The sequence below is a fragment of the Myxococcus sp. MH1 genome (genome assembly GCF_059738865.1).
The window spans coordinates 7,238,126-7,250,021 of sequence record NZ_AP026947.1 but is presented as its reverse complement, the minus strand read 5'-3'; the positions used below and the strand labels follow the sequence as shown (position 1 = coordinate 7,250,021).

At 69.9% G+C, this 11,896-nt stretch carries 14 protein-coding genes; 10 read left to right on the top strand and 4 right to left on the bottom strand.

Annotation, left to right across the window (positions count from 1 at the left end):
* From AC6JA9_RS28260 to AC6JA9_RS28250, 3 genes are read right to left on the bottom strand one after another with little or no spacing between them, the layout of a single operon-like run.
* Nucleotides 1–681 carry a response regulator gene (locus tag AC6JA9_RS28260; protein WP_046714861.1) on the bottom strand — a complete coding sequence of 227 codons (681 nt, stop codon included), beginning with the start codon at nt 679–681 and terminating at the stop codon, nt 1–3.
* Between the two features lie 56 nt (nt 682–737).
* Nucleotides 738–1,247: a hypothetical protein gene (locus AC6JA9_RS28255; RefSeq protein WP_497958123.1), complete on the bottom strand. Its 510-nt coding sequence runs from the start codon at nt 1,245–1,247 to the stop codon at nt 738–740.
* Entirely contained in the window at nt 1,244–2,167 is a 924-nt protein-coding gene (locus tag AC6JA9_RS28250) for a tetratricopeptide repeat protein (RefSeq protein WP_223745801.1), read from the bottom strand. The genes AC6JA9_RS28255 and AC6JA9_RS28250 overlap by 4 nt, the downstream gene beginning before the upstream one ends.
* 164 nt (nt 2,168–2,331) lie before the next feature.
* On the opposite strand from AC6JA9_RS28250, the gene AC6JA9_RS28245 reads away from it, so the two are divergent.
* Entirely contained in the window at nt 2,332–2,934 is a 603-nt protein-coding gene (locus AC6JA9_RS28245; RefSeq protein ID WP_141327738.1) for a YceD family protein, read from the top strand.
* Nucleotides 2,935–3,072: 138 nt separating this feature from the next.
* Here AC6JA9_RS28245 and rpmF read toward each other — a convergent pair whose 3' ends face one another.
* On the bottom strand, nt 3,073–3,261 hold the full coding sequence (rpmF, locus tag AC6JA9_RS28240; RefSeq protein WP_046714857.1) for a 50S ribosomal protein L32: 189 nt from the start codon (nt 3,259–3,261) through the stop codon (nt 3,073–3,075).
* A 524-nt stretch (nt 3,262–3,785) separates the two neighbouring features.
* Here rpmF and plsX point away from each other — a divergent pair.
* From plsX to ribD, 9 genes are all read left to right on the top strand, one after another.
* Nucleotides 3,786–4,847: a phosphate acyltransferase PlsX gene (plsX, locus tag AC6JA9_RS28235; protein WP_473567769.1), complete on the top strand. Its 1,062-nt coding sequence runs from the start codon at nt 3,786–3,788 to the stop codon at nt 4,845–4,847.
* A 198-nt stretch (nt 4,848–5,045) separates the two neighbouring features.
* A complete protein-coding gene (gene fabD / locus AC6JA9_RS28230) occupies nt 5,046–5,978 on the top strand; it encodes an ACP S-malonyltransferase (protein ID WP_497958122.1) in 933 nt (310 codons plus the stop codon).
* A 4-nt stretch (nt 5,979–5,982) separates the two neighbouring features.
* Nucleotides 5,983–6,729, top strand: coding sequence for a 3-oxoacyl-[acyl-carrier-protein] reductase (gene fabG, locus AC6JA9_RS28225; RefSeq protein ID WP_141327744.1), 747 nt, complete (start codon nt 5,983–5,985; stop codon nt 6,727–6,729).
* A 104-nt stretch (nt 6,730–6,833) separates the two neighbouring features.
* Nucleotides 6,834–7,076, top strand: a complete 243-nt coding sequence (gene acpP / locus AC6JA9_RS28220; protein ID WP_046714853.1) for an acyl carrier protein — start codon at nt 6,834–6,836, stop codon at nt 7,074–7,076.
* 84 nt (nt 7,077–7,160) lie between these two features.
* A complete protein-coding gene (fabF, locus tag AC6JA9_RS28215; protein WP_141327746.1) occupies nt 7,161–8,417 on the top strand; it encodes a beta-ketoacyl-ACP synthase II in 1,257 nt (418 codons plus the stop codon).
* A gap of 21 nt (nt 8,418–8,438) precedes the next feature.
* Nucleotides 8,439–8,882, top strand: coding sequence for a ribose 5-phosphate isomerase B (gene rpiB, locus AC6JA9_RS28210; protein ID WP_223745804.1), 444 nt, complete (start codon nt 8,439–8,441; stop codon nt 8,880–8,882).
* A 38-nt stretch (nt 8,883–8,920) separates the two neighbouring features.
* Nucleotides 8,921–10,177, top strand: a complete 1,257-nt coding sequence (glyA, locus tag AC6JA9_RS28205; protein WP_497958121.1) for a serine hydroxymethyltransferase — start codon at nt 8,921–8,923, stop codon at nt 10,175–10,177.
* Nucleotides 10,178–10,218: 41 nt separating this feature from the next.
* Nucleotides 10,219–10,722 carry a transcriptional regulator NrdR gene (gene nrdR, locus AC6JA9_RS28200; RefSeq protein WP_223745806.1) on the top strand — a complete coding sequence of 168 codons (504 nt, stop codon included), beginning with the start codon at nt 10,219–10,221 and terminating at the stop codon, nt 10,720–10,722.
* Between the two features lie 10 nt (nt 10,723–10,732).
* Nucleotides 10,733–11,896 carry a bifunctional diaminohydroxyphosphoribosylaminopyrimidine deaminase/5-amino-6-(5-phosphoribosylamino)uracil reductase RibD gene (gene ribD / locus AC6JA9_RS28195; protein ID WP_223745807.1) on the top strand — a complete coding sequence of 388 codons (1,164 nt, stop codon included), beginning with the start codon at nt 10,733–10,735 and terminating at the stop codon, nt 11,894–11,896.

Genomic DNA, 11,896 nt, shown 5'->3' with positions numbered 1-11,896 from the left:
CTACGGAGGGCTGAGCTTGTAGCCCACGCCGCGCACCGTCTCGATGATGTCACCGGCGGGGCCGAGCTTCTCGCGCAGCCGCTTGATGTGCGTGTCCACGGTGCGGGTGTGGATCTCGGCCTGGATGCCCCAGACGTCGGACAGGAGCACCTCGCGCGTCTGCACGCGATCGCTTCGCTCCAAGAGCGTGCGCAGCAGGCGGAACTCCAGCGCGGTGAGGATGACCTCCTCGTTCTTCACGCGCACCTGGTGGCGGGAGGTGTCCAGGAGGATGTCGCCCGCGGCGAGCACCTGCGCGGGCCCCTCGTCGGCGTCGCCCCGGCGCAGCACCGCCTTGACGCGCAGGAGCAGCTCGCGCACGGAGAAGGGCTTCACCACGTAGTCGTCCGCGCCCAGCTCCAGGCCCTGCACGCGGTCGGACTCCTGGCCCTTGGCGCTGACGATGATGACGGACGTCTTGCGCAGCTCCGGGTCCTGCTTGAGCATCCGCAGCACCTCGCCGCCCGCGATGTCCGGCAGCATGAGGTCCAGCAGCAGCAGGTCCGGCGGGTTGGCGCGCGCGCGGGCCAGGCCCCCGGCGCCCGTGTTGGCGGACTCGGTCTCGAAGCCGGCGGCCCGCAGGTTGTATTCGACGAGGCCGGCGAGGTCCTGCTCGTCCTCGATGATCAGGATTCGCGTCATGGCGTCCTCTTAAGGCGGTGGGCGGCGCTGTGCCCGGAGCGTGGGCGCACGGCTGCTCAGGGGGCGATGCTCGGGTCGCAGGACTGCTCGGTCAGCACCAGCGGCGCGGCGAGCACCGGCGCGTTGTTCCCGGAGTTGACCACCTGCAGGTAGTTGCAGGAGCTGCCCAGGAAGCGCGAGGGCGAGCCCACGGCGATGGCCTCGATGACGAGCGCGTAGTCGCGCCCCACCGGCACGTCCACCTCGAGCGCCTGGCTGCCGCCGCTCTCCAGGGCGGCCATGTCCACGGTGAAGCGCAGCGCGCGGCCCTCGTTGCCGCGCGAGTCCTCCAGCATCACGAGGTCCTCGCGCTTCACCTGTGTGTTGAGGCAGGTGCGCTGCAGCTCCGTGCAGCTTCGGCCCGAGCCGTTCTTGAGCACGCTCACCTGGAGCGCGTGGACCTCGTTGGCCACCGCGCGCGACATCGTCACGTCCAGCGGGAAGCGGCCGGCGTGGGAGGAGGGGGCATCACCGCACGCGAAGAGCAGGGCGGCGAGCGGCAGGACGTTCAGGAGGCGCAGGCTCATGGCTGGGAGGGGTCCACGCGGATGGTGATGGGGACGCGGCCGCGATCTTCGGACGAGGTGAGGGCGACGACGCCCGCGGTGCCGCCGATGGCCACCGCGCCCACGGCCACCCAGAGCCAGGGGCTCTTGTACCAGGGGCGGCCCTCGGAGGCCTCGGCGGCCGTGGCCGTGGCCTTCTCGGGGGCGACCTGGAAGAGCAGCGGCTGGAACGAGTCACCGCGGCCGGCGAGCCGGCGCTGCGCCGCGTCCACCACCTCGAAGTAGTACTCGACCTCGTAGGGCTCGGGCTCCACGGGCACGTCGTAGGCGGGGACGACGGCGCGGAAGCGCTCCTTCTCGCCGCGGTCCTTCACGAAGTCGACGGAGTTGTACGCCTGGCCTCCGGCGCGTCGGTAGAACAGCCGCGCGCGGGCGCCGAGCGCCAGCTCCTGGATGGTGGCCTCCACGACGATGGGCTCTCCGCCGCGCGGGTCCGGAATCGGGTCCACGTCCAGGGTGACGGGGCGCACGCGCCGGCTGCGGATGTCCTCCTTGATGCGCGCGTAGAGCGAGCGCAGCTTGGGCGGCGCCGTGCGAGGCAGCTCGTAGTCGGGACGGGCCTGGAGCAGCTTCTCGTAGGCCTCGCGCGCCTGGTGCTCGTCGCCCAGGTAGAGCGCCGTGAGGCCGAGCAGGCGGTAGAGCTCCACCAGCTGGTCGTCCGTCACATCCGGCGCGTCCAGCCCTTCCTGGAGCGTGCGTCGGGCCTCCTCGAACTCACCGTCGTCGATCTGCTCGCGCGCGCGGTCGATTTGAGGGCTGGTGGGGCCGAGCTGTGAGAGGACGGGCGCGGGGAAGAGCGGACGGGCCAACCCGGGGGGCGCCAGGAGGCCCACGACGAGAAAGAGCGCCCCCACCCGCGACGGCGAATCATGCCTGTGCATCAAACCGACCCTAGCAAAGCGTTGTCTGGAGGATCCACGAAGGCCACTCCACCGGTGGTGACGGCGGCGTGACATCTTCGCGGTGCTGTGGAACCCGGGCGTGTTGACGCTGGAGGGTCCGCCTTCTATGTTGCCCGCCCCATTTTGACCGGGAAGTCGCGTAAATGCTCGTAAAGGTTGAACAAATTCATGAGTCCGGGCTGAAGCTGGACGAGCCCATCGCGCAGGAGCTGCTGAGCGCCGCGCTGGACGGCGAGTCGTCTGGCCAGGAGACCGGCTTCCGAGCGACGCGGGCCTCCCAGCTCAAGGCGTCGCTGCGCAAGGTGAGCGGCGGCGTGCTGCTGGAGGGGAAGTTCACCGCCCAGCTGACGGCCCCCTGCAAGCGCTGCCTGAAGGACGTGGAGCTGGCCCTGCCCGTGTCCTTCACCCTGAACCTGGTGCCCGAGTCGCTGGCCCGCGGCGACGACTTCAAGGACGACGACGAGAAGTCCATGGAGAAGAAGGAGCGGCAGCAGGGCGAGACGGGCGGCTCGTTCGAGCTGGACGACGCCGACCAGGAGCTCTTCGATGGGAAGACCATCCACCTGGACCCCATCCTCCGCGAGCAGCTGCTGCTGGCGCTGCCGATGAACCTCGTCTGCAAGGAGGACTGCAAGGGCCTGTGCTCGCAGTGCGGCACCAACCTCAACGAGGCGACGTGCCAGTGCGACACCCGGCCGGTGGACCCGCGGCTGGCGAAGCTCAAGGACATCAAGCTCAACAACTGAAGTTTGGATGATTGCTCACGGCCCCGCGCGGTTGGCGGGGTCGTGAAAAGAGCAAGGGCCGCGACCTCCGGAAGCAGGAGGCGCGGCCCTTCGCACTGAAGCGACGCTCCCGGGAAAGGGAGCGTCAGTGAGGCAGACTCAGGCTTCGGCCTGGGGCAGCAGCTCGCGGCCCTTGTACTGGCCACAGGACGTGCAGGCGCGGTGAGGCATCACCGGCTCCTTGCAGTTCGGGCACTTGGTCACCTGCACCGCGGTGCGCAGGTTGTTGTTCGCCGCACGACGGCGGTCACGACGCATCTTGGAAGTACGCTTCTTGGGGACGCCCACGGCTCACCTCTGTCTCACGCGCTGTGCCGGGGTCCCCGGCTCCCTGCGCAACATGTCGGTCCAACGCCGGGCTGGAAGCGGTCGCGATCAACTCGCGTACTCCCCGTCCGGCATGAAAGGCGGCGGACCCTAGCGGCTCACAAGGTCCGAGTCAATGAGCGTGTATGGCTTGGATCCATCATCCAGACCTCGGCGCTCGAAGGCCACCCCGGGGCCAGATATCCCATGGGGCGCGTCGGGACAACGCTCGTGACGCCCAGCCCATTCTGCGCCACCGCGCGGATCATCCCTGGAGCCCTGGAGCCGCGGATCCACGCCGCCCGCCCGGCTGACCTCCACCCCAGGTACGGGACACCGATGCGGAGCGTCTCCCGGGCCGTCGCCCACCTGCTCCCACCCCACGTGGCGGGGCCAGCGATTCGTTGCCCCCCTGGGAGGTTCCTGGTCTCCTGCGCGCCGCCTCGCGCCCGGAAGGTGCGGGCCGGGTGGGACATGACACGCGCACAGACGAGGGGACGGCAGGGATGAGGCTGGTCCTGGACGCGATGGGGGGCGACCATGCCCCGGCCGCTCCGGTGGAGGGTGGCGTGCTCTTCGCCCGCGCCCACCCCGAGCATCAGGTCGTCCTGGTGGGGGACACCGCGCGGGTGACGCCCCACCTGGGCCGGGGGCTGCCGCCGCCGAACCTCCGGGTGCACCACGCCTCGGAGGTGGTGGAGATGGACGACCACGCCTCCACGGCCTTCCGCCGCAAGCGCGACTCGTCGCTGCGCGTGGGCTTCGAGCTGGTGCGCGACGGCCACGCGGACGCGCTCGTCTCCGCGGGCAACTCCGGCGCGGTGATGGCGGGAGGGCTGATGACGCTGGGGCGGCTGCCGGGCGTGGAGCGTCCGGCCCTGGCCGCGCTCTTCCCCGCGCTCAAGGGCGGCGGGCGCTGCCTGCTGCTGGACGCCGGCGCCAACGTGGACTGCAAGCCCTCGCACCTGGCCCAGTTCGCCGTGCTGGGCGAGGCCTACGTGCGCCTTCGCATGGGCGTCGCGCGTCCCCGGGTGGCGGTGCTCTCGAATGGAGAAGAGGCCTCCAAGGGGACCCCCCTGACGCGCGAGGCGAGCGACCTCTTGCGCCAGTCGGACCTGGACTTCGCCGGCTACGTCGAGGGCAAGGACCTGTTCTCCGGCGACGTGCAGGTGGTGGTGACGGACGGCTTCACCGGGAATGTCGTCCTCAAGACATCCGAGGGCGTGGGCATGGGCGTCATCGGCCTGTTGCGGCAGGCCATCGAGAAGCGGGGCGGCCTGTCGGAGAAGCTGGGCGCGATGCTGCTCCAGCCCGCCCTGGCGGGCCTGCGCAAGATGGTGGACTACGCCGAGGTGGGCGGGGCTCCACTGCTGGGCCTGAACGGGGTGGGCATCGTGGCCCATGGCCGCTCGTCCCCACGCGCCATCCACAACGCGCTGGGGGCCGCGCTGGCCACCGCCCAGGCCGGACTGCAGGAGGAGTTGACGCGATGCATCGCCCGCGCCGCGTCCTGGCTGCCTGCCCACCCGAGGGGAAAAAAGGGGACAGAGCAATCGGTTTCCGATTAGAGAGCGGACGCCTGGGCATTGGGCTGCGACGGGTCTCCTCGAGGTGACGTCAGGACCGGCTGGAGACAGGACGCGCCCCGCGACCCACGACGTCGGGTGAGTGCTTCCCGGCGGAAGACCGTGGCCCGGGGGATGTCGGCGCGAAGGCGCCCGATGTCACAGGACGGATTTGGACGTATCAGGAGGCAGAGACCGCACATGGCGAAGGTCGCATTCGTGTTTCCCGGGCAGGGCAGCCAGGCCGTCGGGATGGGCAAGGACCTCTTCGAGAAGTTCCCCGAGGCCCGCGCCGTCTTCGAGGCCGCGGACGACGCGCTCGGAGAGTCGCTCTCCAAGCTCTGCTTCGAGGGACCAGAAGACGCGCTGAAGCTCACGGCCAACACCCAGCCGGCCATCCTGACGGTGTCGGTGGCGGCGCACGCGGTGTTCGCGAAGCGCGGGCCCCAGGCGGCCTTCGTGGCCGGCCACTCGCTGGGCGAGTACTCCGCGCTGGTGGCCGCGGGCGCCATGTCGCTGGGGGACGCGGCCCGGGCCGTTCGCGCGCGCGGCAGCTTCATGCAGGAGGCGGTGCCCGCGGGCGTGGGCGCCATGGCGGCGGTGCTGGGGCTGGAGCCCGCCAAGGTGAACGCGGCCTGTGACGCGGCGGCGGAAGGCCAGGTGGTGTCGCCGGCCAACTACAACTCGCCCGAGCAGACGGTGATTGCCGGCGACGCGGCGGCGGTGGAGCGCGCGGGCGTCAAGTGCAAGGAGGCCGGCGCCAAGCGGGTGATGCCGCTGCCCGTCTCCGCGCCCTTCCACTGCGCGCTGATGGAGCCGGTGAAGCCCCGGCTGGCGGCGGTGCTGGGCGGCGTGAAGCTGTCGGCGCCGGCGGTGCCGGTGGTGACGAACGTGGAGGCGCGGCCCAACCAGGACGTGTCCCGCGTGGTGCCGCTCCTGCTCGAGCAGGTGAGCGCGCCGGTGCGGTGGATTGAATGCGTGGAGGCGCTCAAGGCCGAGGGCGTCACGCGCGTGGTGGAGCTGGGGCCGGGCAAGGTGCTGTGCGGGCTGGTCAAGCGCATCACCAAGGACATCGAAACCTTCAACGTCGAGGACGCCGCGAGCTTGGAGAAGGTGCTCGCGGCGCTGGGGTGAGCGCATGAGCTTCAAGGACAAGGTGGTGCTGGTGACGGGTGGCTCGCGCGGCATCGGCCGGGCGTGCGCGGTGGCGTTCGCGAAGGCGGGCGCCTCCACGGTCATCATCAGCTACGCGGGCAACGAGGCCGCGGCCCAGGAGACGGTGGGGATGCTCACCGCCGCCGGCGCCAAGGCGGAGTCCGTGCGCTTCGATGTGTCGGACACCGCCGCGTGCGCCGCCGCCATCGAGGGCATCGTCAAGAACCACGGTCGGCTGGATGTGCTCGTCAACAACGCGGGCATGGCCGTGGACGGCCTGGTCATGCGGGTGAAGGACGACGATTGGGACAAGCAGCTCGACGCCAACCTGCGCGGCCCCTTCGCCCTCATCCGGGCCGCCAGCCGGCCCATGATGAAGCAGCGCTCGGGCGCCATCGTCAACGTCACCTCTGTCGTGGGGGACATGGGCAACCCCGGCCAGTCGGCCTATTCGGCGGCCAAGGCGGGCCTCGTGGGCCTGACGAAGACGGTGGCCAAGGAGCTTTCCAGCCGGGGCATCCGGGTCAATGCCGTTTCGCCCGGCTTCATCAGCACGGACATGACGGCCCACCTGAACGACGAGCTGCGCCAGAAGATGGTGGAGGGCATTCCGCTGGGGAGGCTGGGCAGCCCGGAGGAGGTGGCCCAGGCCGTCCTCTTCCTCTCAGGTGACGCTTCCTCCTACATCACCGGCGAGGTCCTCAAGGTCAACGGCGGCATGTACATGTAACCCAAGGTTGGATTGCCAGCGGGCGTGGGATATACCGCGCCGGCTTTCGACAGGGCTCGGGAAGCCTTCCGGGCCTACATCTGGTTCCTGGAGGGTTCAGCATTATGTCGACGTCCGCTATTGAGGCCAAGGTCAAGAACATCATCGCCGACCAGCTCGGCGTGGGAGAGGACGAGATCAAGCCCGAGTCGTCCTTCATCGAAGACCTTGGCGCCGACAGCCTCGACATCGTCGAGCTCGTGATGGCGATGGAAGAGGAGTTCGAGGTCGAGATTCCCGACGAGGAGGCCGAGAACATCAAGACCGTTGGCGACGCCATCAAGTACGTCACCGACCACAAGAAGTAGACAGCACACAGCGTGCCGGGGGGCGGGGTGACGCCGCGTTGAAGCGCGGCGTCCCCGGCGTCTCAGGCGCCACCGGAGAGGACCGTGTCACACCGTCGAGTCGTCATCACCGGTACCGGGCTCATCTCGGCACTGGGCACAGGAACCGAGAAGAACTGGCAGGCGCTGCTTGCTGGCACTTCAGGCATTTCCCTCGTCACCCGCTTCGACCCCAAGAAGATCGACACGCGAATCGCCGGCGAGGTCCGGGACTTCGAGCCGGAGAAGTTCATCGACAAGCGCGAAGTGCGCCGCATGGACCTCTACGCGCAGTACGCCATGGCCGCGGCGGCGATGGCTGTGGAGGAGTCTGGGCTGCCGGTGGGCCCGGACGCGCCGCACGGCTATGTGCCGGAGCGCGTGGGCGTCATCGTGGGCTCGGGCATCGGCGGCATCTCCTCCTTGGAGGAGCAGCACCGCAAGGGCCTGGAGAAGGGGTTCGACCGGCTGTCGCCCTTCTTCATCATCCAGATGATCGTCAACATGGCGCCTGGGCTCATCTCCATGCGCTACAACTGCAAGGGGCCCAACTGGGCTCCGGTGTCCGCCTGCGCCACCAGCGCCCACGCCATCGGCGAGGCCTGGAAGTCCATCAAGCTGGGCGAGACGGACGCGGCCATCGCCGGCGGCGCCGAGGCGGCCATCACCCCGCTGGGGCTGGGTGGCTTCTCGGTGATGAAGGCGCTGTCCACGCGCAATGACGACCCGGCGGCGGCCAGCCGTCCGTTCGACAAGGACCGGGACGGGTTCGTCATGGGCGAGGGCGCGGGCATGCTGGTGCTCGAGGAGATGGAGGCCGCGAAGAAGCGCGGCGCGAAGATCCTCGCGGAGCTGGTGGGCTACGGCGCCAACTCGGACGCGTACCACGTGACGCAGCCGGCGCCGGAAGGCGAGGGCGCGGCGCGCTGCATGCGGCTGGCGCTCCAGTCGGCGGGGATGAACCCGGAGGACGTGGGCTACATCAACGCGCACGGCACCTCCACGCCCTTCAACGACGCGAACGAGACCAAGGCCATCAAGGCGGTGTTCGGCGACCACGCCCGCAAGGTGGCGGTGTCGTCGACCAAGTCCATGACGGGCCACATGCTCGGTGCGGCGGGCGGCTACGAGGGCGTGGTGAGCGCGCTGGCCTTGTCGCGCAACATCCTGCCCCCCACCATCAACCAGACGACGCCCGACCCCGAGTGCGACCTGGACTACGTGCCCAACCAGGCGCGCGAGCTCCGGGTGGACGCGGTGATGAGCAACTCGTTCGGCTTCGGCGGCACCAACGCGGTGCTGCTGTTCAAGCGCTTCCAGTAACGGGAAGCGAGGAGACCCCGCGTGAAAGTCATTCTCGCTTCGGACCACGCGGGCCTGGAGCTCCGCCAGGAGTTGGTGGCGGCGCTCCAGGAGCGGAAGGTGGCCCACGAGGACGTGGGGCCCTTCGCCCGGGACTCGGTGGACTACCCGGACTTCGCCGCGCGCGTGGCGAAGGCGGTGACGTCCGGCGAGGCCACGCTGGGCGTGCTGGTGTGTGGCACCGGCATCGGCATGAGCATCGTCGCCAACAAGCACAAGGGCGTGCGAGCGGCCCTGTGCACCACGGAGTTCGAGGCCCGGATGGCGCGGGCCCACAATGACGCCAACGTGCTGTGCCTGGGCCAGCGCGTGGTGGGGGCCGGCGTGGGCCGGGCCATCCTGGAGGCGTTCCTCGGCACGGCGTTCGAGGGCGGTCGCCACGAGCGCCGCGTGCAGAAGATTCGCGAGGCCGAGTCCCAGGGCTAGCGGCCTTCGCAGTACCCGTCGTCGTGAGGAGATCAGCCATGGAGAACACCCGCACTCTGGCCGAGGTGGACCCCGAGATTGCCCAGGCCGTGCGTCATGAGACCGAGCGCCAGGAGCAAGGCCTGGAGCTGATCGCCTCGGAGAACTTCGTCAGCCCCGCGGTGATGGAGGCGGTGGGCTCGGTGCTCACCAACAAGTACGCGGAGGGCTACCCCGGCAAGCGCTACTACGGCGGCTGCGAGGTGGTGGACGTGGTGGAGAACCTCGCCATCGACCGCGCGAAGCAGCTGTTCGGCGCGGACTTCGTCAACGTGCAGGCGCACTCGGGCAGCCAGGCGAACATGGGCGCGTACATGGCGCTGATGAAGCCCGGTGACACCCTGCTGTCCCTGGACCTGAACTCCGGCGGCCACCTCACCCACGGCGCCACGTTCAACTTCTCCGGCAAGCTCTACAAGGTCGTCCACTACGGCCTGACGCGCGACACGGAGACCATCGACTTCGCCCAGGTGCGCCAGCTGGCCCTGGAGCACAAGCCGAAGGTCATCGTCGTGGGCGCCAGCGCCTACCCGCGCACGCTCGACTTCGCGAAGTTCCGGGAGATCGCCGACGAGGCGGGCGCCTCCATGATGGTGGACATGGCGCACATCGCGGGCCTGGTCGCCGCGGGCGTGCACCCCTCGCCGGTGCCCTTCGCGGACATCGTCACCACCACCACGCACAAGACGCTGCGCGGTCCGCGCGGCGGCCTGGTGATGGGCAAGGAGCCGTACGCGAAGTCCATCAACAGCCAGATCTTCCCCGGCATCCAGGGCGGCCCGCTGATGCACGTCATCGCCGGCAAGGCCGTGGCCCTGCGCGAGGCGCTGACGCCGGAGTACAAGGCGTACCAGAAGCAGATCGTCGCCAACGCGAGCGCTCTGGCGGAGGCGCTCCTGTCCGCGGGCCTGCGGCTGACGTCCGGCGGCACCGACAACCACCTGATGCTGGTGGACCTGCGGCCCAAGAAGCTGACGGGCAAGGTGGCCGAGGCGGTGCTCGACAAGGCGGGCATCACGGTGAACAAGAACATGATTCCGTTCGACCCGGAGAAGCCGATGGTGACCTCCGGTGTCCGGGTGGGCACGCCCGCCATCACCACGCGCGGCATGCGCGAGGCCCAGATGGCCACGGTGGGCAAGCTCATCGGCGCCGCGCTGGACGCGGCCCAGGACGACGCTGGGCTCGCGCGCATCCGCGGGCAGGTGAAGGAGCTGGCCCAGAGCTTCCCGCTGTACGCCTCGCGTCTGAAGTAGCTCGCCGCTCGTTCGCCGACAGGAGCTTCTCTCCCGCCTCCATGCGTTGCCCGTTCTGCCAGGATGCCGAAAACAAGGTCATCGACTCGAGAGAGTCACACGAGGGCTCCGTCATCCGGCGGCGCCGCGAGTGTCTGGCCTGCAAGCGCCGCTTCACGACGTACGAGCGGGTGGAGGAGCTCTACCCGCTCATCGTGAAGAAGGACGGCCGGCGGGAGGCGTTCGACCGCGAGAAGATCGTCAGCGGCCTGAAGAAGGCCTGCGAGAAGCGCCCCGTCTCCGCCGACAAGCTGGAGGAGACGGTGGTGGCCATCGAGCGGCTCTTGCAGGGCATGGGCGAGAAGGAGATCAACTCGTCCGTCATCGGCGAGGAGGTCATGCGCCGGCTGCAGCAGATGGACGAGGTGGCCTATGTGCGCTTCGCCTCCGTGTACCGCAGCTTCCGCGACATCTCCGAGTTCATGCACGAGCTGAAGGACCTGCTCGAGGACCAGGAGCGCGAGCGCAAGGCGAAGCCGCCGCTCCTCCCGGGCCGGGGCAGTTGAAGGAGAACGGATGAGGCTGCTCACGCGGGCAAAGCTCGAAGCCACGAGGGCGCCCCGGGCGAAGCGGGCAGCGGACTTCGACCGCGCGGTGGCCGAGTTCTTCATGCGCATCGCCCTGGAGGAGGCCGCCAAGGGCCTGGGCCGCACCAGCCCCAACCCCGTCGTGGGCGCGGTGCTGGTGAAGGGCGGCCGCATCATCGCCCGCGGCTACCACAAGAAGGCGGGCACCGCGCACGCGGAGGTGGTGGCGCTGGAGGCCGCGGGCGCCAAGGCGCGGGGCGCGGACCTCTACTCCACGCTGGAGCCGTGCGACCACTACGGCCGCACGCCGCCGTGCAGCCTGGCCATCATCGAGGCGGGCGTGCGCCGCGTCTTCTGCGGCTCGGCGGACCCCAACCCCAAGGTGAGCGGCAAGGGCGTGGCGCGCATGCGCCGCGCGGGCGTGAAGGTCGTCACCGGCGTGCTCCAGGCGGAGGCCGACAAGCTCAACCGGCCCTTCTTCAAGCTCATCCGCACGGGCATGCCCTGGGTGACGCTCAAGGCCGCGGCCACGCTGGACGGCAAGCTGGCCACGGCCACGGGGGACTCGCGCTGGGTGACGGGGGAGAAGGCGCGCGAGTGGGTCCACCGGCTGCGCGACTCCGTGGACGTCATCCTGGTGGGCGCCAACACCGTGCGCCACGACGACCCCAAGCTCACCACGCGGCTGCCCGGCGGCGGGGGCAAGGACGCGCTGCGCGTGGTGGTGGACAGCCGGCTGCGCCTGTCGCCGCGCTACACCGTCTTCAACCAGAAGAGCTCCGCGCGCACCATCATCGCCACGCTGGAGGACCCCGAGGGCCGCAAGGCCCGGCGCTTCCTCGCCCAGGGCGTGGAGGTGTGGCAGGTGCGCCCCAAGGCGGACCGGGTGGACCTGAAGGCGCTCCTGCGCAAGCTGGCCCGCTCCGGCCACAACCACGTGCTCGTGGAGGGCGGCGCGGAGATGTACGGCTCCTTCCTGCGCGAGAAGCTGGCGGACGAGCTCGCGCTGTTCCTGGCGCCCAAGCTGCTCGGTCGCGAGGGCATGTCGTGGGCCGGGGACCTGGGCGTGAAGGAGATGGCCCAGGCGCTCGCGGTGAAGGACCTCACCTTCGAGCAGCACGGCCCGGACATCCTGCTCCAGGCGCTGCTCTAG